The sequence below is a fragment of the Xenorhabdus bharatensis genome (assembly GCF_037996705.1).
Taxonomy (GTDB): domain Bacteria; phylum Pseudomonadota; class Gammaproteobacteria; order Enterobacterales; family Enterobacteriaceae; genus Xenorhabdus; species Xenorhabdus bharatensis.
In genome coordinates, this window is record NZ_JBBMXG010000005.1 from 1 (window position 1) to 25,654 (window position 25,654).

Below are 25,654 nucleotides of genomic sequence, written 5' to 3' on the forward strand. Positions count from 1 at the left end.
GCCCTTACAAGATGCCGTTGACCTCGACATGGCCACGAAAGAAGAGAAGGCCGCATTGCTCAAATGGAAAAAATACCGTGTCCTGCTCAACCGGGTGGATTGTTCCACTGCCCCCGATATTGTCTGGCCTGAACAACCGGAGTAGTATTGCCGTTTGGATGTCCGTGTCCAGATGCCGGCAAATTCGGTGTGGAATGTGAGGCAGAAGGCGGTAGAGGTTGCCACTGATAGTGATCCGGCTGAATTGGTGGAGTAAGGGAGTGGTTAACCCGCAAAAAATTGCGGGTTAAGTTGTACTCAGAATTAAGCAGCTCTGACGATGTAATTGAAGGCTACGTTACGGGGGCGGACTCGAAATGATATGAAATTTGTATAGCCATCCTTAATTGGTTCTAACGCAGTGCTTAGATAAGTGCCACCTGATGAGGTAACTCCATCATCATAATCAGCGATCGGAGCATCCGACTGATCTGGATATGAATCTATTGGTGGTGAAACCAAAACACCATTGCCTGTCTTGTATTTATAGATAGTCATTACTGGTAACATGGTTGCCTGTTGTTTAGACAGTAATGTACGATTAGGATCAATTGTTCCTTCCGTATCCAAACCACGAATAAATTCCCCTCTTAAATCAGGTAATACACCAGACGGATAAGCAAGGGCAAGCTTCGGATATATTGCTTTATCAAATGATTCACCATTACATATCAGCCAGCCTTCAGGTGGGTTTTCTGTCGGCCAAGGAACGGGAACACCAACTGGTAAAGCTAAATTAGCATTTTCATTTGCAGTATTAGCAAGATCGCTTGCGTTATCGGCCTTATGATTTGCTGTACTGGCAAGATTACTTGCACTGCTAGCCGCTTGATTAGCTGTATTCGCCAAATCATAAGCTTCTTTCACTGCTTTTGGTGTTGCTGCCATTGTCTCACTATCGCTAACATCATTACTCAGGACAACAAAACCTTTATCTTGCAGTGTGGCATCTGGATGATTACGGCTCGCAGCATGCTCTGCAATGGCTTCTTTGATTGACTCTTTGACATATTCTGGCGTTGTAACAATCACGAGATTATTATCGTCTGAGACAGGTACATCAGGCTTCTTATCTTGCATATTCATTCCCTCATTTAATCAACAATACACATTGCTAAATAACATGAAGGCGGTGGGAGACTTCTCCGCCGGTGAACATCAATAAATTGGTTCATCAATACGGGAAAGTACGGCTTGACTAATATTTGATAGGGAGCATGTTTTTTTGGCAGGATGACATAAAATGACAGGCGGGAAATTAATAGAATTTGTCAGATGTCTGATAAGACTTAGTAGGCTAAAAGCGGAATATTTAGATTAAATATCAAACAATACTATTCACCAGTTATTTTTTGAGTAACGTATACTAGAGGTACTTATTTATACTAAAGCGGATGGGTGAATAACTTACATGATATAGCAGTTATCATTTTAGTACTCTATTAATGATGAAGTAATAATAATTCTTATTTTTTACAAATTCATCAAAAGGAGGCGATATGAAAATTTTATTCGGTATTGTGCTAATAGCTTTATCTTTAATAGTGAAGCCAGTGTTGGCTGAAAAAGCCAAAGCTAGTATATATTTTACAAATGAATCTACTTCATTCGCACCCGTTAATATCGTTAAAATAAACTCTTATTGCATGACCCAGTATGGATTAAACTCAATTCAAGTTGCTCTACATACAACAACTACTGTAGATATTGAAGAACCCAATCTTTCTCCAATAGAATGTCAAATTTTCAAATGGAGGGAAATAAATTGGAAAGTAAATCCTGGAATTTATGCGGCTCCTGACAGCCCCGGAGCTTGTAATATGAATTTGAAGTATGGGTATTATTTTTTGAAAGGGTGGTGGTGGACGATTGAGAGTAATTGTCCCATAACAGCAACATGCACTCAAGCAACAGCGAATAGAGAACAAGAGAATTGTTTAAACAAGGAAGTCTGGTTTGGCAATGAAAATAATGCAAGTGTGAAGATAGTTTTTGATTTTGATAGACCATGATTTCTAGGCTCAATGATATACCCGATTACATAAAGGGCAGAAATCTGCCCTTTATAAATCACTCCGCTTTCTGCTGCATAAGCTTATTGAATTTTTCGTGCAGTGATTGAGGGTACAGCTCTGTGTAAACCTGCCAGAGTACATTCAGAGAGCGATGCCCGGTAACCTGTGCGACTTCTTCAATAGAGAAGCCCGCCTCAAATAAACGACTTGCACCTTCTCTGCGTAGGTCGTGATAGCGAAGATCTTCAATACCTAGTTCGACGCATGCATTATGAAATCCATTGGATATACTTACCGGGTTATAGGGAAATATAATTCCACTATCAGATTTGGGTTGCTTCTGAATGATATGCCATGCTTCCCCAAGTAAAGGTACAAGCATGTGATTGCCTACTTTCTTTCTGGGGTCTTTTCTATCTCTGACGAGTACAGCTCTTTGCTTTTCATCGATATCATCCCATCTGATTTTACATATCTCTCCAATGCGCATGCAGGAAAGTATTGAAAAATTCAAGATATCTTCGTAAGGAATATCACTTGTCCGGTGAGCTCCTTTTCTACGTAGCACCTCCATGACTCTTTCTAATTCCTCGCGCTCTGGCCTTCTACTGCGCCTCTGGCTTTTACTGATTAACCCCATTTGAGTTAGAACTGAGCGGGCTTCATGTGCGGGATTTGAGGTGTAGTTTATGTCATAGACAGGTTTAGCTGATTTTAGGACAGATGACAAATAGGCAACATCATGATTAATTGTGGTGGGAGTGATTCCCGTGAAATGTCGCTGCTTGCAATGATCAATAATATGGCTGACCGAAAGTTCAGTTAAAGTGAGTTTTGCGAGGTTACTCTTTGATAATGAATTCAATACGGACTTTTTGCTTTGCCCTGATTTCTTTCCCAAATTGGGATCGTTGATATATTTATGCAATAGGTCCCCAACGGTTAAATCTTCGGTATCATTATTCGTAGGTACTCCGTTTTGCTCTAACTCAGCCACCCGCATAGCACCCCACGTTTTGGCGTGGGATTGTTTTCCGAATGTGCGGTTCTCCCTGTAAATGTATTTACCACCAGATTTGACACCAACGGTGCAGCGGTAACGGACTGTACCATCTGCGCGCGGGCGTTTTTCTATGCTATAGTAAGCCATCTTTGATGCTCTCCAATTCGTATTTTTACGATTTTAAGGGGGTGCTGTTAGGGGTGCTGATAATCCTAAAATAGCTTAAAAAACCCTTAAATGCACGAAAAACAGCAAAAATAGAAATGCAAATAATTCAGCATAATAGCAAGGTGCGGCGAGGATTTAGCGTGTTATCAGGGAAATCTTTCTTTATACTTAATCGATATCTTATCAATTCATTTTGCGGTGGATTATTATTTTCTTGCTGGTGGTTTTGTTTGTGGGTGATAGCTTATTACTTTGTCAATGACTTAGAGCTAGCTATTTTGTTTTTTCCATTTGCACTACGTCTTGGCATTGCTTTACATATCCCGCAAAAATATTGGCTGACATTATATGGTACAGAATGGTTGCTTACGATTGGTCTGGCCTTACTAATGAAGCAGCCTCAGTGGTTAACTGTATTAACTGCCAGTATAGTTAGCCTTCCCATCGTCTGGGCCGCCAGTCGTTATTACTGTGGTAATCAGTGGCAAAAACTTGCGGTTATGGCACTTGTGATTGTCATCACTTCAATCATTAATGTTATATCCGTCATCAATCATAATCCGGCTGTCACCATTGCATTTTTGGTGAGTTTAACCGGTGGCGTTATGCTGGTTCCTTTATGTTACTTAGTTTGGCATTATTTATTTCAGAATGTCTGGCTACCGATGACTGCCAATGTTATTACACACCAAATTCGTTTCAATTTGAAACAGGTCATTTTTTATAGTTTACTATTTGTATTAAATATTTTTCTTCAGATCTGGATACCTAACGAACTCCGCTATTTTGCGCCATTCTGCCTTGCAATTCCGATTATTTTATTAGCTTTTCGCTATGGTTGGCAGGGAGCATTGCTTGGTACTTTACTGAACAGTGTTGCGCTAATTGCTGCACGCAGTGGTGTTTCTGATATGGAAATTACGGATTTGTTGTTATCTCTTCTGACCCAGACTCTGATAGGAATAATACTTGGAATGGCTGTTCAACGTCAGCGTGACCTGAATATGCAGCTAAAGAGAGAGTTATCTCGTAATCACAGTCTGTCCCGCCAGTTAGTGAAAGCGGAGGAATCAGTAAGACGAGAGATTGCTCGCGAATTACATGATGAAATAGGTCAAAATATTACAGCCATCCGGACACAGGCAAACATTATCCAACGTGTTGGTGCTACGCCGATGGTTATTAATTGTTCCAAAACTATCGAAACATTATCCCTGAATGTTTATGATACAACCAAAATGTTATTGAGCAGATTACGGCCTAAAGTACTCGACGATTTTGGCTTGAAGGAAGCTATTGAGCAGTTATTGCGGGATATGGAATTTGAAGCTCACGGCATATTAGTAGAAATCAATTGGGAGATTGATTCCGATGCGGTTATTGAGCAGTTAAGTGACGCAACGAAAGCTACATTATACCGTCTCTGTCAGGAAGCATTGAATAACGCATTAAAGTATTCTCAGGCTGATTATATTAAAGTCCATTTTTCTATTAAAGAAATGATCCGTTTATTGATCAAAGACAATGGTATTGGCTGTAAAGCTGAAGATCATATGAAGGGGTTTGGCTTACGTGGTATGCGTGAGCGTGTACAGGCTCTCGGTGGTAATTTTTCAATTCATAGCGAGAAACAGCAAAATGAATCTACACGCTCTGGTACGGATTTATCAATCATTTTGCCTAAACTTTAAGAAATGACCATGACAGTTTTTTCTCAGCCTAATCAAAATCATCTGTCTGCGGTAGAAATCAGAGAGCAATATCGTTACTGGCGCTTTCATATAATGTTGAGCTTATATGTGGGCTATGCGCTATTTTATTTCACCCGTAAAAATTTTAATTATGCAATGCCAGCATTGATCAGTGATCTGGGCCTTGATAAAGGTGAAATTGGGCTGATTGGTACGTTATTTTATATTACTTATGGTTGCTCAAAATTTATTTCCGGCATTCTTTCTGATCGTTCTAATCCACGCTATTTCATGGGCATTGGGCTTATTGCTACCGGTATCATTAATGTTTTTTTCGGTCTGTCCAGTTCTGTTGTCTTGTTTACCTGCTTGTGGGTATTGAATGCCTGGTTTCAGGGCTGGGCCTCTCCTTCATGTATTAAGTTGCTCACCACTTGGTATTCGCGTTCAGAACGTGGTTTTTGGTGGTCATTGTGGAATACTTCGCATCACATTGGGAGTGCATTAGTTGCACTTTTTGTTGGCTTTGTTACCTTGCATTTCAGTTGGCGGGAAGGTTTCATCGTGCCCGGCTGCCTGGGGATATTAGGCGGAATTTTATTATGTTGGCGACTACGTGATAAACCGGCTTCAATAGGGTTGCCAACTATTGGGCAGTATCGCAATGATTTTCTGGAAAAAAAGCATGAAAATCAAGGTAAGGGATTAAGTACCAGAGAAATATTACGAGATTATGTTTTCAAAAATAAATATATCTGGTTACTTTCCTGCAGTTATGTGCTGGTTTACATTGTTCGCACGGTTATCAACGATTGGGGAAACCTTTATCTGACTGAATATCATCATTATGATTTAGTGAGTGCAAATTTTGTCGTGTCACTTTTTGAAGTCGGAGGTTTTATGGGATCTCTGGTTGCAGGCTGGGGTTCTGATAAGTTGTTTGGTGGCAATCGGGGTCCTATCAATTTAATATTTTCAATTGGGATTTTTTTATCAGTTGCTGCTTTATGGTTGATGCCTGTAACAGATTTAGTTTTTCAATCGTTGGGATTTTTTTCTATCGGTTTTTTCGTTTTTGGCCCACAGTTATTGATTGGTATGGCTGCGGCGGAGTGTTCACATAAAGATTCAGCCGGAGCAGCAACGGGATTTGTTGGTCTCTTTGCTTATACAGGAGCGGCACTTGGTGGTTATCCTTTTGCGATTATTTTGGAGAATTATCATTGGACGGGGTTGTTTATTACTATCTCTGTGTGCGCGGTCATGATTGGTTTATTATTGCTCCCCTTTTTACAGGCTCAATTTCCTCAACAGAGAGAGCAGGGTTAACTGCTCTTATTTTAACGCTATGATATTTGCCGGTTAAGCCACTCTTCTTTAGTCAGTTCCCATATTTCACTATCATATTCCCCCGATACATATTCTTTTTTCTTGGTTCTGATTACCTTCATACCTTCAGATAATGAAATATTTCTAGATTTATCATTGAGTTTAGCTTTGGCTACTCTGAGTACTGTCCGGTCTAATTCTGTAAACCAATAACTCGTAACCTTTTCACAGGCTTCACGCATCAATCCATGTCCTTGATATTCGAGAGAGAGCCAGAAACCGCGATTATTATCTTGTGTGTTATATAATCCGATGATACCGATGAGTTCATCAGGTTTAGTTTTCAGTCTGAGTGACCAGATATAGGCTTTTTGATCTCTGATTGCAGGCATGGCAACGTTATTGACAAAAATATCCCCTCCATTATCAGGATATGGCCAGAGTACTGCATTCTTATCTAAGTATTTTACAATATCCCAGTGAGGAAATTTTTGTTGTATGTGAGGCGCATCGGTATGAGCCAATTTTTTTAATAAGAGGCGGTTAGTTTCCAAATCTTCAAATGGCATGTTTTCGATCACCCAATTAAATGTTAATTTATTGTGAAATTAATAATGAATTTTAGTCGTAAAATAGTCAATATGATTTTATCTCCATAACGTAAAGTGGTTTTATAAAAACATACCAAACCGAAACATGGTATAGTGAATGCCTGATTTATTCTTTATCCCATCGGAATGTTATGTCTTATCAATGTCCTTTATGTCATTCACCATTACTGTTTTCCCATCATCAATGGCGCTGTGAAAGCAATCATCAGTTTGATTGTGCAAAAGAAGGTTATGTGAATTTGTTACCGGTTCAGCATAAGCGTTCAAAAGAACCGGGTGATAGTGCTGAGATGATGCAGGCGAGAAGGGCATTTTTACAGGCAGGACACTATCAGGTATTACAGCAAAAAGTTATTGAGTTATTTGAAAGTTTTTTACCTGAACAGGCTGAAATGTTGCTGGATATTGGCTGTGGAGAAGGGTATTACACTGCTGCGGTACAAAAGGCTTTGAGTCTGAAACGGCCCATAATAGTTCATGGTTTGGATGTGGCGAAAATTGCTGTCCGCTATGGTGCAAAACGTTATCCTGATGTTCATTTTTGTGTGGCATCCAGTCATCGGCTGCCGTTTGCAGATGGTTCCCTTGACGGTATTTTGCGGATTTATGCTCCCTGCAAAGCTGCTGAGTTATTTCGGGTTGTAAAATCAGGAGGTATTGTCCTCACTGTAACGCCCGGCCCGCGTCACTTGTATCAGCTGAAAGAGTTGATTTATCAGGATGTCCATTTACATCCTGAAAATACCGAGCAATTGGAAGGGTACGAATTAGTGACAGAGGAGACTCTGGCTTATGAAATGCAGCTTGATGGTAAACAGGCTTATAATTTATTACAGATGACTCCTTTTGCCTGGAGAGCGTCTGAGGACGTTAAAAACCATTTAGTAGCTAAGGAATTGTTTAATTGTGAAGCTGATTTCACGTTAAAAGTTTATCGTCATATTTAATTTCTTTGAATTATTTCCCCGCAATAAGAGCGGGGAATTCAGTTATGAATAAATATCAGGCATACATAAATAATTGAAGATGTTCGAATAATATATTGAAGCCAATCGCAATTAATATGAATCCGCCAATAAGCTCTGCCCGTTTGCCTAATAATGGCCCAATATAACGCCCGATTAACATTCCTAAAGTCGCCATTATCATCGTCATTATTCCTATAGTCATCGCTGTGGGCAATATATCAACTTGTAAAAAGGCGAGTCCAATACCAATTGCCATCGCATCGAGACTGGTTGCAATAGCGGTAAAGATTAATGTTACTGAGCTATGGCGGTGCGGGGCTGTTGGCTTGGTGGTTACATCAGGATCATGTTTGAAACTTTCTCTAATCATCCGGCAGCCAAGGACAAATAATAGAGTGAATGCGACCCAATGATCCCATTCCATGATGTACTGACTGGCATAAATTCCCAGAGACCAACCGATTAAAGGCGTACAGGCTTCAATAAGGCCAAAGATAAGCCCTGTGCGAATTGCTTCACGTAGATGAGGACGATGAAGGGCTGCGCCTTTACTTATGGCAGCAGCAAAAGCATCCATAGAGAGGGCTAGAGCAAGAATGAGTGTAGCATAGAGATTCATTAAAATAGCCTCGGTTGGGTAGTTCCATATACATATAAACCACCCCCAACCAATGGTAGTTTTATATGTCTATGGTCTTGCCAACCGATTCGGCATTCGTACCACGTTTTATTAAAACGAGCATGTTGATACGAATTTTCCAGTAATATTCTGGAACAGGCTACTCCCCAATGACTGTGGCGGACAATAACATATTCAGAGTGAAAGGCAAAATATTTTGCGTTGTGTTAACTTATTGAATGATAATTGTTATCATTATCTTTTTTTGTAGTGGAAAATAAGGCCGATGTGACTTTACAGCCTTATTGAATATAAGAAGGAATATTATTTATTACTCAGAAGAAATTTATAAATTTTTTCTAAATCATCGAGTTTTGTGACGGCGATATATATTTTTTTTGTTTCAAAATCTATCATCAGAATACCATCTTCAGATAAATTCATTGCTTTAATTTTGTCATAATAAAAAAGGCGATTAGAATAATAAAAAACCTCTTTTTTAAAGATGAGCTTAGGTGAGCGCATATAACCAAAGTATATTGAGATTAAAATAATAAACGATAATAAATAAGTTGTTAAAGGATTACCTTGAGTAACTGCATTATTGTAAATAATAATGCTAACTAAAATGATAAATATTAAGGCATCGATCCGATGTTTTCTCTTTAGTTTTATGGTTAACAGAGTCTTGCCTCTGAGGTGATTGACAATAAATTCATCATAAATAGCAAAGGCGAACATTAACAAAATTAAAATTATCAATACGATGTCATTCAGGCTCATGTTTACTCCTGAGTTTCCTGCTCTGTTTTTGTAAAAGAGGGGAGGAAATGTTTCCTCCCCTCTATTTTCAGTTAATCAATTGTCTGACAAAGCTATTTTGCTACACCGAGAAAGCCGAAATGAGAACCGATAATACCAATTACAAAGAAGCCGATAATAATCCATAAAGGATTTACTTTTTTCCGTAATAGCCACATACAGCCGAAAGTCAGTAATAGAGGCGCAAGCCCGGGCAGCAACTGATCAAGAATGGTTTGAACAGTGTTTATCTTTGTCTCACCGGTTGTAGGATCAGGAACCTTAGAGACAACAAGCGTAATATCGATTTTCGTCCAACTATTAACCAGCGCTCCCATGACAAATAGACCCAGAATGGACGCCCCTTCTGTCATTTTTTGTAGGAAACCGCCTCCCATATCTTTGACGATATCTATTCCCTTCCTATAACCATATGCAACGCCGTAATAACGGGTTAGCAAACGCACCAGATTAAACAGGACGAAAAACAAAAATGGCCCGAGCCAACTGCCACCTAAGGCAAGCCCGGCACCAAGTGCGGCAAAAACAGGGCGCACAGTTCCCCAGAAAATCGGGTCACCTACACCGGCCAGTGGTCCCATCAGGCCGACTTTAATCCCGTTGATGGCACCGGCATCGATATCAGCACCGTTGGCTTTCTGTTCTTCCATTGCCAGTGTGACACCCAGAATAGGTGCTGCGACATAAGGATGTGTGTTGAAGAACTCTAAATGACGTTTGATAGCCAGTTTACGTTCTTCGGTATTTTCGGGATAGAGACGACGGATGGCTGGCACCATTGAGAAGCAGAAACCCAGCGCCTGCATGCGCTCAAAGTTCCATGAACCCTGAAATAAGTTAGAACGCAGGAAGACAGCATTAATATCACTTTGTGTCAGTTTTTTCTGACCCATGTTTATTGTCTTAGACATGTTGTTCATCCTTTTAATCTAATTCGTTATCAAGGTTATTTGGGGTGTTACCGGCAGGAGCTGCTGCCTGCGATTGATTGTATTTAGGGCTAAGCTGAATATACAGAATTGCCATAACTGCACCGATGACACCAAGTATAACGAGATTATGCACATATACCGCGACCACAAAACCCAAATAGAAGAATGGCATCAGGTAGCCAGCACGCATCATGTTAATCACCATCGCATAACCGACAACAACAATCATGCCGCCAGCGATATTCAGACCCGTAGTAACGACTTCCGGAATTGAATCCAGCATATTCTGCACTTCAGATGTGCCGACCGACAGTGCGACAACCAGCGCAGGTAAGGCAATACGCATTGCTTGCAGCATAAGGGCAGAAATGTGAAGAATCGTAATAGCCCGTAGATTACCATTTTCAGCCGCTTTATCTGCTGCATGCTGGAAACCGACTGTCAGAGTACGGACGATAATCGTGAGAACCTGACCCGCCGCTGCCAGTGGGATCGCCAGCGCAATACCTGCACCAACCTGTTGCCCGCCTGCGATAACCAGAATGGTCGAAATGATGGAGGCTAATGCTGCATCAGGGGCGACTGCCGCACCAATATTCATCCAGCCGAGGGCGATCATTTCCAGTGTCCCGCCGATGATGATGCCTTTTGTAACATCACCAAGGATCAGGCCGATCAAGGTACAGGCAATTAATGGGCGATGAAATTGAAATTCATCAAGAATAGAACCCATACCGGCAATACAGGCGACGATGAATATCAAGAAAAGTTGAACAACGGTAATTTCCATTGTTTTCTCCTGTAACCAAATATAATTTGGTAAGCATTTTGTTGTTGAGTAATGGTTAGTAAAAAAATATCTTTATTTTTTAAGCTTTTTTGAGTAAATCCATCATATTTAAACGCGCATCGCTGGCAACTTTACGTGCTTCAAGCTCGATACCGCGCGAATTCAGTTTTTCAAAAGCAGTGATATCAGTTGCATCAACAGAGATGGCGTTATTGATTTGGGTTTTACCCTGACGGAAAGCCATACCACCAATATTGACAGATTCCAGTGAAACCCCGCCTTCTACAATACGTAGTACATCGGTTGGATTGGTGAATAACAACATAACGCGTTCATTGGCATATTTGGGATTGTTGTAAACACGGACGCATTTCTCAACATCGACCACATGTGCACTGACGCCGGGAGGTGCAACCTGTTTTAATAAGGTGGAACGTACAGTATCCTGAGCAACTTCGTCACTGACTACAATGATACGTTTTACATTAGTTTCTTTTGTCCAGCGGGTTGCAACCTGACCATGAATGAGACGGTCATCAATACGTGCAAGTACGATTTTCATATGACCACCTGCAGCCGGAGTACTCACTTGAGATACAACTGGAGAGGCTGGCTTGGTAGGTTCAGGTTTACTGGCTTCTTCTTCTGGCTCTGTTTTGAGAGCTCGAATGCCTTCTCTTCCTGTTTCTAATGCAACAGCAACCAATTCTTCCATGGATGGGTCATCATCACGGCACATGAAGGCTTCAACCAGCATTGGTACGTTTACACCCGTAATGATTTCGTAGTTTTCTTTGTCTACAGCAATCCGGTTTGCCGCATTAAATGGGCTACCACCCCAGGTATCAACAAAAAACAAGACCCCTTGCGTTGTATCAAGCGACTCGAGTTTTTTATTGTATTTCTCGAATAATGTATCGGCATTTTCACCGGGCACGAAGTCAATATAGGAAACGTTTTCTTGTTCCCCAATCAACATTTCCGTGGTGCGTAGCAGTTGCTCTGCCGCTGCCCCGTGTGTGCCAATCATAATGGCTATACTCACTTGTTTTCCCCTTTCTGTAACAATCGAACTCGGATTTATTGCAAGCTCATGCTCAATACTTCCAACCTGTTTTACTACCGGTTAATAAACATAATAGTTACAAACATCATGTTTTATCGAGGTTCCATCCCAAGTATTTCATTTCTTATGGACGCTATTTTGTTACATAAGAAAATATGTCATTAGATTATCATTGGAATCATTCAAGAAAATTGCTATCAGTCAGAAAATTTAAGTCGAACTATTTTAATAGGCAAAAATAATATTTTAATTTTAATTATGGCAAATAATAATTAATTAATTCTTTTATTTTTTATTTTTTTGGATTTAATATCTGTTTCCGGTAACATTTTGTTAATCTTTAGATAAAAAAAAAGTGATGTTTTAAAAAGGAAAGGAGAAAAAATGCACTTCTTTGATCCGTTTCAGCCAAAAAAAATCCCTACTGTATTCGCAGGGATTTTTCCGGATAAGCCAAATCTGAACTTAAAAAAAGTTGCTATTTAACTTATGCTATATTGATAACTTACAAATTTGATTAGTCACACTGTACTTTTATGGCCAGACCACCACGTGATGTTTCACGGTATTTGGCATTCATGTCTTTACCCGTTTCGTACATAGTTTCAATAACCTTATCCAGTGAAACACGTGGCTCACTGGTGCGGCGTAACGCCATACGCGCTGCATTGATCGCTTTAACCGAAGCAATTGCATTACGTTCGATACATGGAACCTGTACTTGTCCGGCGACTGGGTCACAAGTCAAACCAAGGTTGTGTTCCATGCCGATTTCAGCCGCAATGCATACTTGCTCAGGGCTTGCGCCGAGCAATTCTGCCAGACCTGCTGCTGCCATTGAACAGGCAACCCCGACTTCTCCCTGACAGCCAACTTCTGCACCAGAAATAGACGCATTCATCTTATACAGAATACCGATAGCACCTGAGGCTAAGAAATAGCGTGTATACAGCTCAGGAGTAACTGGTTCGATGCAGTGATTGTAGTAAGCCAGTACTGCTGGAACGATCCCACATGCGCCATTAGTTGGTGCTGTAACAACACGGCCGCCAGCAGCATTTTCTTCATTGACTGCCAAAGCGAACATGTTGATTAAATCAACAACGTTCATCGGGTCATTTGAAAGTTTGGTTGATGATGTCAGCATACGATGCAAAGCTGCAGCACGGCGGGGTACACGCAGAGGGCCGGGTAAAACGCCTTCTGTATTCAGGCCTCGCTCAATACAGGCCTGCATGGTATCCCATACATCTGCAAAGTATTCAGCAATTTCTTCTTTGCTATGTAAATCCAGCTCGTTCTTCATCATCAGGCCGGAAAGGGACAGGCCCGTTTTGCTGCAATTCATCAGTAATTCAGCAGCAGAGCTGAATGGATAAGAAACAGGCTTTGTATTCTGAGATGGCTTACCGAAATGTTTTTCATCAACAATAAAACCACCACCGATAGAGTAGTAGGTTTTGCTGTAAACATTTTCGTCACCTGCAAATGCGTGGATTTGCATGCCATTTTCATGTAATGAAAGATTATCGCTCCGGAAATTCATGCCACCGTTACGAGGAAAATCGACTATATGTAAACCATTTGCCAGCGGCAAACGTTGAGTTTGCTCAACATCACGAATAAAACCAGGGATTGAATCAATATCAACAGTTGCAGGCATATTACCGGCCAACCCCATGATAATGGCGATATCCGTATGATGACCTTTCCCGGTTAATGAAAGTGAGCCGTATACATCAACAGCTACACGCGTGATAGAGGACATAAGCCCCTGGTTTACAAGATCATCGACAAATTGTTTTCCTGCTTTCATAGGACCAACAGTATGAGAGCTGGATGGGCCGATACCCACCTTAAACATGTCGAAAACGCTAATCACGCCAGACTCCTTAAAGAAGAAAGAGATATAGTATATTTATAATAAAGCGCGTTACTTTACTGTTATTTAGTGGTGTTGATAAAGGAGTTTACAGTTTTTTTTTAATTATAATAGTTATTGGTATGATTTAGGACAATAAATGTGCAAATAATGTTTGTCAGTGGTCATTTTTAGCTCTACTTTTGAACTTGTTGAGCCAGCCGATAAATAATTGAGGCAGTTAATCCCCAAATCATTTGCCCGCGATACCAGTAAAAGTAGATCCGATGTTGGCGGTTATGCTTCTTAACATCCAAATACTGATAGTTGGGAAGAGAGAGTGCATCAAAAAGCGGGATTTCAAAAAAATTGTCCACTTCAGTTGGGTTAGCCTGAAAAGAGAAGGGAGGCGAAACTAACCCGATAATAGGAGTAACATGATACCCGCTGCTACTTTCCATAGGGGCTAATTGCCCCAGAACCTGTACCTGATGGTATGGAATATTGACTTCTTCTTCGGCTTCACGTAGCGCGGTGGCAGCCAGTGAATGATCTTCCGGGTCAGCCGCGCCACCGGGGAAAGCAATTTGCCCTGCATGTGAACGTAGATGCCGTGCCCGTTGGGTAAGTAACAGTGTAGGCTCGGGCTTACAAATAATTGGCAGTAATACAGCGGCATTCCGCTGATTGTTGACCGGATAATCGGGTTGTACGGGAATTTGCAGTTGAAACCGATGAATAAAATCAGAAAGAGATGTCATGATGTATGGAGTTCCCTTAATTTCGGTAAGATATGTCCAAGTTTATCGAATGTTTCCTGATACTCTTTTTCCGCAGTGCTGTCAGCAACAATTCCCCCACCAGCCCAGCAGTATATTTTTCCTTTTTCTGTCAATAGGGTGCGTATAGTAATATTACTGTCCATTGTACCGCAGAAACTAATATAGCCAATAGCGCCACAATATCCATGTCTGCGATGCGGCTCTAATTCTTCAATAATTTCCATGGCCCGGATTTTTGGCGCTCCCGTGATGGAACCGCCGGGAAAACAGGCTCGTAGTAAATCTGTTGCGTGATATTCGTCCGGTAATGTTGCAGTAATGGTACTGACAAGGTGATGAACAGCCGGAAAAGGCTCAACAACGAATAATTCAGGTACTTTAACTGATCCTGCCTCCGCTACACGCCCGATATCATTCCTGAGGAGATCAACGATCATCAGGTTTTCAGCGCGGTCTTTCCGGGATTTGGCTAATTTTTCAGCTTGTAATCGATCTTTTTCTGGATCTTGTTCACGTGGCAATGTGCCTTTGATAGGTCGGGTCTGGATTTTATTATCTTCCAGTAATAAAAAGCGTTCGGGTGAAACACTGATGACACAATTTTCAGGTAAGCGAATGAAAGCCGAAAAAGGGGCACGATTCGACTCGTTGAGTTTCTTGAAAGCCTGCCATTCATCGCCCTGATAATCTGCGTGAAAACGCTGTGCCAGATTAACCTGATAGCAGTCACCATTACGTAAGTAACGATGAATATGCGCAATTTTTTCATGATATTGCTGTTCACTCATATTGGATTGCCACGCGCTGGTGAGGGCAAGATGTGTTTCGCGGGGCTGGGTGTGTGTTTCAAGCCATGCCAAACGAGTATCAATATCGTGATAGCTTAATAAAGTTGTTTTTTGCTGGTGGTGGTCAATGATAAGGCACCAATCGTAGATCCCAATGGCCATATCCGGGAAATTCAATTCATTAATGGTTGTCGCTGGTAGCTTTTCAGTCCATCTCCCGAGATCATACCCCCATATTCCCAATGCTCCTCCCTGAAATGGCAGGTCGGGATCAAACTGAGGGGTAATATTGCAGTCATTAAGATGTTTTTTTAGTAATAAAAAGGGATCTTCTTGAGAATGAGAGACGGTATCATGGCTTTTGATTTCCGTCGAGTTTCCTTGCGTCACAAGAGTGATGATTGGTTCTGCAACAATAATATCAAATCGATTATGTGAATGTTGAGCGGCTCCTGAATGTAACAACATTGCCCAAGGAGTGGCAGAAAGAGGAGCAAAATAGCTGGCAGCAAGATCAGGGAAATAAGGTAACTGACGTTTTTGTAATGCAATCTTCATGGTGGAACCCGTATTGGCAGGGCAATTCAAAAGTAACTGATTAATTGGCGGAGATTATCATAGAATGGTACGCCTGTTCACTTGCTGTCATACTGCAACTTAAAATTGGTTGTGTATATAATCACAACCATCATCATTCATTACTATATATTAGAGGTAAACGCCATGTTTTCAGGTATGCCGGCACTGTCCCATGAAGAGCAACAGATTGCTGTAGAAAGGATTCATCAACTTATTTCTGAAGGGATGAGCAGTGGAGAAGCAATCGCCATTGTGGCTCAGGAACTGAGGGAAAAACATCAGGATAAAGAACAGATCCATGTTTTGTTTGAAGATGATGTAAAATAGTCGCAACGCATTTTTAACAAAACTCACATAATTACTTTCTATTACATGTTAGTTTAACCTAACATTAATCCATACTATTTGGATGGTAATAGGAGGTAACATGAAGGTAAAACAATTCATCCATCGTGCAGGGTTATTGAATGTGGCCGTTGCACTTTCTTTTATGTTTACAACTGCTGTATCAGCGACTGAAAATGACCATGTCGCTAAATTTGTTTCCTGCAAAAATCTGACTAAAGATCAAATTGCCGCACAGGTTAAACAAGATTTCTTGCAAAACCGTCTTAATCACTGGGATAAGGACAGGAAACAATTAGGTACGGCAAAACCTGTAGCATGGGTAAATGTCAACGATATTACCGGTGATAAAGACGCATTACTGGTTCCGCTGGTTGTCAGGGGCACTAAAAAAGACAAAAGCTATAATGTCACCATTGATTGCCAGAAAGAGACTATCAGCTATAGTGAAATCCGGTAATTAAATAGTCATGATAGCTTCACATGTGTTCGGGATACTGGAAACGTATCCCTTTTTATGCTTTTCGTCTTGCCAGTTGCCTATTTGTTGGTTGTGCTCTCTTATTCCTGCCACATAATGAGTTATGCTTCTGGGGTTAGCAATTAAAAGCGCTTGCTTCCTAATGGCGCTACTTTTGGTTGCTCAGACAGCTTTGTCACTCTCTTACTGGCGAACACAATTTTGGAACTCAGTGGGTGTATCTAATTGAGAGGTCTCTATGACGGAATTACGGAAACTTTATCCGGCTTATGATGCATATAAGACTGGCTATCTGGATACCGGTGACGGACACCGGATCTACTGGGAACTGTGCGGCAATCCTAAAGGTAAACCTGCGGTATTTATTCACGGAGGACCCGGTGGAGAAATAGCCCATTACCATAGACAGCTATTCGATCCTGAATATTACCATGTCATGCTATTTGATCAGCGTGGTTGTGGGCGCTCTAAGCCTCATGCAAGCCTTGAAAATAATACAACCTGGCATCTTGTGGATGATATTGAACGCTTACGTAGACTCATGGGCGTTGATAACTGGCTGGTTTTTGGTGGCTCATGGGGGTCAACATTATCTCTGGCTTATGCCCAGAAACATCCTCATGCTGTATCAGAGCTGGTATTAAGGGGAATATTTCTACTCCGGCCTCAGGAATTGCAATGGTATTATCAGGAAGGTGCTTCCCGATTTTTCCCGGAAAAATGGGAGCGTATATTATCCATTCTTTCTGAAGAAGAACGCGCAGATGTGATGAGTGCTTATCACAAACGTCTGACAAGTAGTGATCCCGCAGTGCAGTTGGAAGCCGCTCAACTATGGAGTACCTGGGAAGGTGAAACTATCACACTGTTACCTTCTGAACATGCTGATTCATTTGCAGAAGAACAGTTTGCTCTGGCAATTGCACGTATTGAAAATCATTATTTTATCAATAATGGTTTTATGGATGAGACACATCAGCTATTAGATCATGTTGATGCTATCAGGCATATTCCTGCAGTCATTATTCATGGGCGTTATGATATGGCATGTCAGGTACAGAATGCTTGGGATTTGGCAAAAGCATGGCCAGAAGCCGAGTTACATATTATTGAAGGAGCCGGTCACTCTTTTGATGAACCGGGTATTTTGCATCAGTTAATCAAAGCAACTGATAAGTTTATTGGAAAGTAGATGGGGTAACCACTTGCTCACGCAGTGGTTACTTTTTATTGAGTTATTTTGCCGATTATCTTTAACGATAGATCTTTAACGATAGTTTTTAACGGCTTTTCGGCTCGTAAGGTAAACGAGATAAAGACCTTGATTGCTGACGGTAATGCCTTAATCGCTGCTGGAAATATTCTCTCAGATGTTGTGGCTGAGTTTGCTCAACACTATCCGGAATGACAGGCATATTATAACGCTCTTTAAATGCAACGCCTGATGCCGCTAAATCAGTGTTGACTTTGTCCATTTCATCTTTTGATAGTCTGGCTAAATTATGCTCTACCATATTGTCTCCAAAAAAATACTATGTATACCTTTCGTCTTTCAAGTTGATTCTTGAAATCTGTAAGATATATCCTCAGGAGATAAAATTAATGGAGTCTCATTCATTTAGCAAGCCGTTATTTGAATAAAAAATAGCCCAATAAATATTAATAATATCAATTATCATTTCTATTAAGTTGGTTTTATTTTAATAAATATTTAATCAAATAAAATTGATTATTATTTTCTTATATTTAATGAGATTTATTCTTGTTGGCAGATGAATATAAATTGTTTATTATCAAATGGTTATTTATTATTAATTTATTTTTGTTTTATTGATTTTTAATAGGCATAATATGCTCCAGTTAATTAATCATCAGGAGATAGGGCTATGTTGAAACAAGAAATGATCACTAAATTAAATGAGCAATTAAATCTGGAATTTTATTCTGCTAATTTATATCTGCAAATGAGTGCATGGTGTAGTGATAAAGGGTACGAAGGAGCGGCCGCATTTCTGAGAGCCCATTCACAAGAAGAAATGCAGCATATGCAACGCTTATTTGATTATTTGGGTGATACTGGAGCAATGCCTGTACTAGGTGCGATTCAGGCTCCACCTGTTGAATTTAGTTCCATTTCTGATGTATTCAATCAGACCTATGAACATGAAAAACTGATCACTGAAGAGATTAATAAACTGGCTCACTTGGCGATGACAACTCAGGATTATTCTACTTTTAACTTCTTACAGTGGTATGTTTCTGAACAACATGAAGAAGAGAAATTATTCAAATCTATTCTGGATAAACTGGGTATGGTGGGTGAGAGTGGTAAATCTTTATTCTTACTGGATAAGGACTTGAAAGGGTTATCTGTTCCAGCACATGCAGCCCACGGCTGAGATGAGTTTATAATCAACTAGTCTCTATCTGATGGATTTTTGGACCGTGATTCCTGTTTTTGGACTATTTCAAGCAGGAATCACGGTTTTTTCGTTTTATTTTCTACTCTTGTTTTTGCGTGGTGCTTCACAGGTCCGGGCTTTTACCACAGATTAAACTTGTCTTTTGATATAGAATTCTCTCAATTATAAAATTCGTCTTTATATTAAAGGGTTATATATTTATGACTATTTTTAGCATTCGCTCATTCTGGACTAAGTTATCTGCTTTGGTTGTTTTGTTTGTTGGCATATCCTGCCAGCAGGCTTTAGCACATGCTCACTTAAAAGATCAAACTCCGGCTGAAAATACAACGGTCGAAGCGGCACCACAAGCTATAACCCTGAGTTTTTCAGAACGCATTGAGCTTGGGTTCAGCAAAGTAAAATTAATTGGCCCGGAAAAAGAAGTGATTAAAACAGGAAAACTGGAGCTTGATCCGGAAACTAAAACCAAACTGATTCTGCCGGTTGAAGCCAAATTGCCTGCCGGTGAATATCGCGTTGACTGGAGTGTGTTGTCGGTCGATGGTCATAAAACGAAAGGTGTTTATAACTTTACTGTAAGATAATGATTTCACTCGAGACATTATACGTACTCTGTCGTTTCTTTCATTTTGTGGCTGTAATGCTAATGTTCGGGCTTAGCCTGTTCATTACTTTACTTGCATCAGGCCACTTTTCAGTATTGATTAAAAAACGGCTGAAATCTGCTTTAGGGATTAGTACTGCACTGGCTTTTATAACTTCAATCGTCTGGTTTATTGTACAGGCCGGACTGATGGGAGATGGCTGGCACGATGCTTACCAGACAGAAATATGGCAGGCAGTATTAGGGACCGCTTTTGGCAAGGTATGGCAGTGGCAATTGTTGGTTGCAACTCTTGCTGTGGGGGGAATGCTATTTTTACGTACTAATGCTGGTAGCTCTCAAACAAGGCACTTTTTATTATTAGGCTGTTCTGTTGTTTTGCTTTCAAGCCATGCCTTCATTGGGCATGCTGCTATGTATGAAGGGGCGCTTGGTCAACTGCTTCAGTTGAATCAGGTTGTCCACTTACTCAGTGCAGGTTATTGGTTTGGTGGGTTATGGCCGTTTTTGCTGTGCTTGCAATTCTTACGTCTGAAAGGTAGTCCCGGATTGAATCCAACTCCTGACAAGGTGGAGAGTGGTGACACGGAGAGTCGTCTTTATGATGAAAGTGTTGCTGCGATGAGACGATTTTCTAATTATGGGCATTTGGCTGTTTTTTTGGTGATTGCTACAGGCATTGTCAGTAGCATCATTCTAATTCCGGGCTGGCCGACTTTTAATGCTCCAGTCTCCGAATACCAATCAATGTTGTGGCTAAAAATTACACTGGTTACAATTATGGTTATCTTAGCTTTAATCAATCGTTATATCTTAGTGCCTAAGTTAAAGCAAAAAGGGCGCTATGAATTACTCATGATCAACAGTTGGCTGGAAATCATTCTGGGGGCAGCAGCCCTGCTTTGTGTTGCTATTTTTGCAACAGAACCTCCTGTGTGATCCTCATTTATATGTGCCATATCCCATTTTGGTCGGCTGAACTACTTTTCAACCGTATTTCGTATTAAGTAATTAAGCGCAGAGTTTCTGCGCTGCCACTTTCCTAGCATTATGGTGCAGTTAAGTGTATTGGTCATGGTAATGAGTGGTCTTAGCTATATAAACAGGGAAAAGGGCGTTAGAATTCGGGTTGTGTATTTATCTGGGGAATAACAATGAAACGAGTATTTTGTGTTTTATCTTTTTTGTTTTTTTCTTTTCAGGGGATGGCGGCCCCAATACAAACAGTAAGTAAGTTACAGTTCGGTAAGCAATGGGCTTTCACCCGTGAAGAGGTTATGCTTGATTGTCGTTCAGGAGGTGCATTGTTCGTGATCAACCCCAGTACGCTTATGCAATACCCGCTCAATGAACGAGCAGAAGAACTTGTGCAAACCCACCAAGTGATTGCAACACCGCTAAACACAATACTTCTAGATGATCCTGAGAATAATAATCAAAAAATGAGCATCAAACCATTTCAAAAGGCAGCTATGACTTTATGTGATTATAAAACAGGTGATAAAAAAGATAAGTGATTTTTACTTCTGATATGAATGAAATGTCAATTAATGTGTTAATAAATTAACCAAACTTGGTAAATTATCATGTCTCAACTACTCTTTAAGAGGTAAGTTGTTCTACGTCTCAATGGCATTTTAGCGCACGGCTCTCTAACAGAGCCATTTTCCCTAGGCCGAGTAGAGGAATGAGCTCGGCCTTTTTTTATTATGCTTACCACAATTAGTGAATAATTTTATTCTTTTTTCACAAAATCATTTTTCCCCTAATTTGTATAATTTGTTCAGTAGACTTTGAATGGCAATAATGTAGTGACAAACAAACGCAAAAAAATTGCATAAACAACCATTCGTCGGTAGAGAGGATATTGGATAATAATTTGAGCAGGAACACGGTTTGGACTGCAAATCAGGTAGTTTTATAATATAAGCTGTGATAACTAACTGAATTTCAAAAGTGAATACTGGTAAAATTCCCGAAAGAAAATTCTAATTCTGTGCTTCGGGCTTTAAATTGGGGCAGCGAATAGAAGGGAGACAGAAAATTTATCGGAGTGACTGATATCTTTAATAAGAATCCCTATTCGTTAATTTATTGTTGTTCACTTGTTGTTCACTTGTTGTTCTTGACTACTTTGTATAGGTGTATATGGATAAGTATAAACGCTATGAGAATTTATCAAATAGCTTGATGGCATTATTATCAGGCGAGTATAACCTGATTGCATCTCTTGCAAATACAAGTTCATTGTTATATGAACATTTGGATAATGTTAATTGGGTTGGCTTTTACTTGGTAGATGGTGATACCCTAGTTTTAGGGCCATTTCAGGGCAAAATTGCCTGTGTTCGTATTCCTATAGGGAAAGGGGTATGCGGAACCGCTGTAGAAAAGAATAGTATCCAGCGTATTTCTGATGTACATGCTTTTCCCGGTCATATAGCCTGTGATGCAGCTAGTAACGCTGAAATTGTCCTTCCTTTGGAAATTAATGGGCAAATTATCGGCGTTCTTGATATCGACAGCACGGTTTTTGACCGGTTCGATGAATATGATGAACATGGCTTGAAAGCCCTTGTTAGCAGGCTGTGTGAGCATTTGGGGCAATGTGTTGTGCCAAAATATCTGCAACAGAATGTAACTTAACTTATGTATGACGTGGCATTTATCGGCAACACCATTATAATGTCGCCTGTTCATGCCTGCGCTGGTTGGCAAAACCGTTGTAATCAGGAAATTTCATGGAAAATCAACCTAAGTTGAACAGTAGTAAAGAAGTCATTGCTTTTTTGGCTGATCGTTTCCCGTTATGTTTCGCCGCAGAAGGTGAAGCACGTCCTTTGAAAATCGGGATCTTTCAGGATATCGTTGAACGTATTCAGGGCGAAGAGTGTTTAAGTAAAACACAACTCCGTTCTGCTCTGCGCTTGTATACTTCCAGCTGGCGTTACCTTTATGGTGTAAAAGAAGGTGCTCAGCGTGTTGACCTTGACGGCAATGCGTGTGGTGAGCTGGAAGCTGAACATATTGAACATGCGCGCCAGCAGTTAGCGGAAGCTAAAGCTCGTGTACAGGCTCAACGGGCTGAACAACGTGCCAAAAAACGTGAAACAGAAAACGTATCTGACAAGAAAAGCGAACGTCCTGTGAATAAAAAGGCTGCGCCTCGTCGCCGTCCGGAAGCAGGTAAAAAGGATGAGAAACGTCCATCCCGTCCGCAAGAACGTCCGCAGCAATCGCGTAAACCAGCAGATAAAGCTAGCAAAAAAATTGCACAACCTGAGTTAACCTCAGTTACAGATGTATCCTCTTTGACAGTCGGTCAGACAATCAAAGTGAATGTAGGGAAAAGCCTAATGGATGCTTCTGTGCTGGAAATTGCGAAAGATGGTGTAAGAGTGCAGTTACCTACTGGTCTGGCAATGATTGTACGCGCAGAACACTTAAAGTTCTGATACGGAGGCCAACTTGGGCATGAACAAACTCATTACTTTGGCTTTCGTTTTAGGTCTATCATTTTTTGGTACAGGGTATGCAGATACTGTCAATGATAGTACTGCTCGTAGTGATACCGCTAATACCTCTGTATCTGTTGCCGGAACAACAGTTGGGAATAATCCGCCTACTGTTACTCTAAATCAGTTACCTGATCTAAAACCGGAATTACAACATGCAACAGTCAGTCAACGGGTTGTTTCCCGTTTTCTCAGTTCTCACTACCGCCATTTTAATCTTGATGCCGATTTCTCAGGAAAAATCTTTGACCGTTACTTAAATATGCTGGATTACGGGCATAATATTTTTCTGGCATCAGATATCGCGCAATTTGCCTCACAAAAAGCGCTTTTAGGTAAAGAGCTTAAAAATGGTGATTTACACCTTCCATATGCGTTATTTAACTTACAGCAAAAACGTCGTTTTGAGCGCTATCAATATGCTCTTTCCAGATTAGAGCGGCCTATCCGTTTAGATGGAAATGATAAGTTAGAGACTGAGCGTGATAAAGCACCGTGGCCGACGAGTATTGAAGAATTAAATCATCTCTGGGATGCCAAGATTAAGTCAGATTGGATAAATCTTAAACTGTCAGGGAAAAATGATAAAGAGGTCAAGGAAACACTGACAAAACGCTATAGGACTTTGTTAAAACATTTGACTCAGAGTAAAAGTGAAGATGTTTTTCAAATTATAATGATGGCTTTTGCTCGTGAAATAGATCCTCATACCAGCTACCTTTCACCTCGTAATACAGAGCAGTTTAATTCAGAAATGAGCCTTTCACTCGAAGGGATCGGCGCTGTATTACAGTATGATGATGAATATGTAACCGTCCGCTCACTTGTGGCGGGAGGCCCGGCTGCCAAAAGTAATTTACTCAAAGTCGGAGATAAAATTATTGGAGTAGGGCAGGCAGGTAAACCTATTGTAGATGTTGTTGGCTGGCGTCTGGAAGATGTTGTTGCTCTGATCAAAGGGCCAAAAGGCAGTAAAGTCCGCCTTGAAATTATTCCAAGTGCAAAAGGGGCAAAAAATCATATTATCACGTTAACTCGTGAAAATATTCGCCTTGAAGACAACGCAGTTAAAATGTCAGTTAAAACTGTTGGTAAAGAAAAAGTTGGGGTCCTTGATATTCCCAGTTTTTATGTTGGCTTGACTAATGATGTAAAAGTACAACTGCAAAAACTAACGAAGCAAAATGTTTCTGCCATTGTTATTGATTTGCGTGGTAATGGTGGTGGTGCGCTGACAGAAGCCGTTTCACTTTCTGGTTTATTCATTACAACTGGCCCAGTTGTACAGATCCGAGATAATACAGGGCAGATTAAAGAAGATTCAGATACTGATGAAGCGGTATATTATAAAGGCCCTTTGGTTGTTTTAGTTGATAATTTAAGTGCTTCTGCATCTGAAATTTTTGCGGCAGCTATGCAGGATTATGGGCGTGGATTGATTGTTGGTGAGCCGACTTTTGGTAAAGGGACAGTGCAACAATATCGTTCCCTGAATCGCATTTATGATCAAATGCTCAGTCCTGAGTGGCCGGCAATCGGTTCAGTGCAATATACTATCCAGAAGTTCTATCGTATAAATGGTGGTAGTACTCAGCTTAAAGGTGTTACACCTGATATTCTTATGCCAACAGGAACAGAGCCTACTGATATAGGTGAAAGTAAGGAGGATAATGCTTTGCCTTGGGATAGTATCCAACCAGCAATTTATTCTTCTTCAAAGAATATTTCAGAGTTAGTGCCATTATTAACTAAGCTGCATCGCCAGCGTATCGCTAATGATCCTGAATTTAAATATATTGATCAGGATATTGCCTATTATAAGGTACTAAAAGCTCGTCATGGTGTTTATTCATTAAACTATGCAGAGCGGGAAAAAGAAAATAAAGAGTATGAGGCGATTAAACTAAATCGTATCAATGAGCGCTTCAAACGGGAAGGTAAAAAACCACTTGTGTCACTTGATGACTTAGCAAAAGATTATAAAGGGCCAGACCCTTACTTAGACGAGTCGATACAAATTGCTCTGAATTTGGCTCACCAGCCAGGTGAAATAACTCAGAATAAATAGTAGTGGTTTTATATATCATAATGCATAAAAAGCCGGCTTTTACAGTCGGTTTTTTTACTTTTGTATTATTGGCTGGATCTTATGTAAAATTGTAAAGTTATGTTGATTCTATCGCTTAACATCTTAAAAAAATTGAATAATATGGTCTTAGT

At 40.4% G+C, this 25,654-nt stretch carries 27 protein-coding genes and 1 riboswitch; of the genes, 15 read left to right on the forward strand and 12 right to left on the reverse strand.

Going from position 1 to position 25,654, the window contains the following annotated elements:
• The coding region (locus tag AAC855_RS06230; RefSeq protein WP_340608936.1) for a tail fiber assembly protein at positions 1-145 on the forward strand (145 nt) is incomplete at its 5' end.
• A 158-nt stretch (positions 146-303) separates the two neighbouring features.
• On the opposite strand, the gene AAC855_RS06235 is transcribed toward AAC855_RS06230, so the two are convergent.
• Positions 304-1,119, reverse strand: a complete 816-nt coding sequence (locus AAC855_RS06235; RefSeq protein ID WP_340608757.1) for a tail fiber protein — start codon at positions 1,117-1,119, stop codon at positions 304-306.
• A gap of 419 nt (positions 1,120-1,538) precedes the next feature.
• Here AAC855_RS06235 and AAC855_RS06240 point away from each other — a divergent pair, with 419 nt between their 5' ends.
• Positions 1,539-2,051, forward strand: coding sequence for a hypothetical protein (locus AAC855_RS06240; protein WP_340608758.1), 513 nt, complete (start codon positions 1,539-1,541; stop codon positions 2,049-2,051).
• 58 nt (positions 2,052-2,109) lie between these two features.
• Here AAC855_RS06240 and AAC855_RS06245 read toward each other — a convergent pair whose 3' ends face one another.
• Complete coding sequence (locus tag AAC855_RS06245; RefSeq protein ID WP_340608759.1) at positions 2,110-3,204, reverse strand: phage integrase; 1,095 nt, start codon at positions 3,202-3,204, stop codon at positions 2,110-2,112.
• A 161-nt stretch (positions 3,205-3,365) separates the two neighbouring features.
• Here AAC855_RS06245 and uhpB point away from each other — a divergent pair, with 161 nt between their 5' ends.
• Complete coding sequence (uhpB, locus tag AAC855_RS06250; protein ID WP_340608760.1) at positions 3,366-4,916, forward strand: signal transduction histidine-protein kinase/phosphatase UhpB; 1,551 nt, start codon at positions 3,366-3,368, stop codon at positions 4,914-4,916.
• Positions 4,917-4,925: 9 nt separating this feature from the next.
• On the forward strand, positions 4,926-6,245 hold the full coding sequence (gene uhpC / locus AAC855_RS06255; protein ID WP_340608761.1) for an MFS transporter: 1,320 nt from the start codon (positions 4,926-4,928) through the stop codon (positions 6,243-6,245).
• A 17-nt stretch (positions 6,246-6,262) separates the two neighbouring features.
• On the opposite strand, the gene AAC855_RS06260 is transcribed toward uhpC, so the two are convergent.
• Positions 6,263-6,814 carry a GNAT family N-acetyltransferase gene (locus tag AAC855_RS06260; RefSeq protein ID WP_340608762.1) on the reverse strand — a complete coding sequence of 184 codons (552 nt, stop codon included), beginning with the start codon at positions 6,812-6,814 and terminating at the stop codon, positions 6,263-6,265.
• A gap of 173 nt (positions 6,815-6,987) precedes the next feature.
• On the opposite strand from AAC855_RS06260, the gene rlmA reads away from it, so the two are divergent.
• On the forward strand, positions 6,988-7,803 hold the full coding sequence (gene rlmA, locus AAC855_RS06265) for a 23S rRNA (guanine(745)-N(1))-methyltransferase (RefSeq protein ID WP_340608763.1): 816 nt from the start codon (positions 6,988-6,990) through the stop codon (positions 7,801-7,803).
• A 55-nt stretch (positions 7,804-7,858) separates the two neighbouring features.
• Here rlmA and mntP read toward each other — a convergent pair whose 3' ends face one another.
• From mntP to pabB, 8 genes are all read right to left on the reverse strand, one after another.
• Positions 7,859-8,443, reverse strand: a complete 585-nt coding sequence (gene mntP, locus AAC855_RS06270) for a manganese efflux pump MntP (protein WP_340608764.1) — start codon at positions 8,441-8,443, stop codon at positions 7,859-7,861.
• Positions 8,444-8,449: 6 nt separating this feature from the next.
• A riboswitch (yybP-ykoY riboswitch) is annotated at positions 8,450-8,626 on the reverse strand.
• A 141-nt stretch (positions 8,627-8,767) separates the two neighbouring features.
• The gene (locus AAC855_RS06275; protein WP_340608765.1) at positions 8,768-9,226 is read right to left on the reverse strand and encodes a DUF986 family protein; all 459 of its coding nucleotides are present in this window, start codon (positions 9,224-9,226) and stop codon (positions 8,768-8,770) included.
• 92 nt (positions 9,227-9,318) lie between these two features.
• Positions 9,319-10,176 carry a PTS mannose transporter subunit IID gene (manZ, locus tag AAC855_RS06280; RefSeq protein ID WP_422824357.1) on the reverse strand — a complete coding sequence of 286 codons (858 nt, stop codon included), beginning with the start codon at positions 10,174-10,176 and terminating at the stop codon, positions 9,319-9,321.
• A 13-nt stretch (positions 10,177-10,189) separates the two neighbouring features.
• Positions 10,190-10,987 (reverse strand): PTS mannose/fructose/sorbose transporter subunit IIC, encoded by a 798-nt coding sequence (locus AAC855_RS06285; RefSeq protein WP_340608767.1) that lies wholly within the window; start codon positions 10,985-10,987, stop codon positions 10,190-10,192.
• A 79-nt stretch (positions 10,988-11,066) separates the two neighbouring features.
• A complete protein-coding gene (gene manX / locus AAC855_RS06290; RefSeq protein ID WP_340608768.1) occupies positions 11,067-12,032 on the reverse strand; it encodes a PTS mannose transporter subunit IIAB in 966 nt (321 codons plus the stop codon).
• Between the two features lie 538 nt (positions 12,033-12,570).
• Positions 12,571-13,935, reverse strand: a complete 1,365-nt coding sequence (locus AAC855_RS06295; protein WP_340608769.1) for an L-serine ammonia-lyase — start codon at positions 13,933-13,935, stop codon at positions 12,571-12,573.
• Positions 13,936-14,111: 176 nt separating this feature from the next.
• On the reverse strand, positions 14,112-14,675 hold the full coding sequence (locus AAC855_RS06300; protein WP_340608770.1) for a CoA pyrophosphatase: 564 nt from the start codon (positions 14,673-14,675) through the stop codon (positions 14,112-14,114).
• The gene (gene pabB, locus AAC855_RS06305; RefSeq protein WP_340608771.1) at positions 14,672-16,042 is read right to left on the reverse strand and encodes an aminodeoxychorismate synthase component 1; all 1,371 of its coding nucleotides are present in this window, start codon (positions 16,040-16,042) and stop codon (positions 14,672-14,674) included. The genes AAC855_RS06300 and pabB overlap by 4 nt, the downstream gene beginning before the upstream one ends.
• A 165-nt stretch (positions 16,043-16,207) precedes the next feature.
• Between pabB and AAC855_RS06310 the strand changes: the two genes are divergently transcribed.
• The 3 genes from AAC855_RS06310 (at position 16,208) to pip (ending at position 18,081) form a co-directional block, all read left to right on the forward strand.
• Complete coding sequence (locus AAC855_RS06310) at positions 16,208-16,390, forward strand: YoaH family protein (protein ID WP_099108209.1); 183 nt, start codon at positions 16,208-16,210, stop codon at positions 16,388-16,390.
• A gap of 100 nt (positions 16,391-16,490) precedes the next feature.
• Positions 16,491-16,868, forward strand: coding sequence for a protein YebF (gene yebF, locus AAC855_RS06315; protein ID WP_340608772.1), 378 nt, complete (start codon positions 16,491-16,493; stop codon positions 16,866-16,868).
• A gap of 259 nt (positions 16,869-17,127) precedes the next feature.
• Entirely contained in the window at positions 17,128-18,081 is a 954-nt protein-coding gene (pip, locus tag AAC855_RS06320; protein WP_340608773.1) for a prolyl aminopeptidase, read from the forward strand.
• Positions 18,082-18,169: 88 nt separating this feature from the next.
• Here pip and AAC855_RS06325 read toward each other — a convergent pair whose 3' ends face one another.
• Positions 18,170-18,403, reverse strand: coding sequence for a DNA polymerase III subunit theta (locus tag AAC855_RS06325; protein WP_340608774.1), 234 nt, complete (start codon positions 18,401-18,403; stop codon positions 18,170-18,172).
• Between the two features lie 372 nt (positions 18,404-18,775).
• Here AAC855_RS06325 and ftnA point away from each other — a divergent pair, with 372 nt between their 5' ends.
• The 7 genes from ftnA to prc all read left to right on the forward strand — a co-directional run bounded on the left by ftnA (position 18,776) and on the right by prc (position 25,502).
• Entirely contained in the window at positions 18,776-19,288 is a 513-nt protein-coding gene (gene ftnA, locus AAC855_RS06330) for a non-heme ferritin (protein WP_340608775.1), read from the forward strand.
• A gap of 224 nt (positions 19,289-19,512) precedes the next feature.
• Complete coding sequence (gene copC / locus AAC855_RS06335) at positions 19,513-19,899, forward strand: copper homeostasis periplasmic binding protein CopC (protein WP_340608776.1); 387 nt, start codon at positions 19,513-19,515, stop codon at positions 19,897-19,899.
• The gene (gene copD / locus AAC855_RS06340) at positions 19,899-20,858 is read left to right on the forward strand and encodes a copper homeostasis membrane protein CopD (RefSeq protein ID WP_340608777.1); all 960 of its coding nucleotides are present in this window, start codon (positions 19,899-19,901) and stop codon (positions 20,856-20,858) included. The genes copC and copD overlap by 1 nt, the downstream gene beginning before the upstream one ends.
• A gap of 215 nt (positions 20,859-21,073) precedes the next feature.
• Complete coding sequence (locus AAC855_RS06345) at positions 21,074-21,436, forward strand: YebY family protein (protein WP_422824358.1); 363 nt, start codon at positions 21,074-21,076, stop codon at positions 21,434-21,436.
• Positions 21,437-22,067: 631 nt separating this feature from the next.
• Positions 22,068-22,565, forward strand: coding sequence for a GAF domain-containing protein (locus tag AAC855_RS06350; RefSeq protein ID WP_340608778.1), 498 nt, complete (start codon positions 22,068-22,070; stop codon positions 22,563-22,565).
• 95 nt (positions 22,566-22,660) lie between these two features.
• On the forward strand, positions 22,661-23,374 hold the full coding sequence (gene proQ, locus AAC855_RS06355; RefSeq protein ID WP_340608779.1) for an RNA chaperone ProQ: 714 nt from the start codon (positions 22,661-22,663) through the stop codon (positions 23,372-23,374).
• A 19-nt stretch (positions 23,375-23,393) separates the two neighbouring features.
• Positions 23,394-25,502 (forward strand): carboxy terminal-processing peptidase, encoded by a 2,109-nt coding sequence (gene prc, locus AAC855_RS06360; RefSeq protein WP_340608780.1) that lies wholly within the window; start codon positions 23,394-23,396, stop codon positions 25,500-25,502.
• Positions 25,503-25,654: the final 152 nt, after the last annotated feature.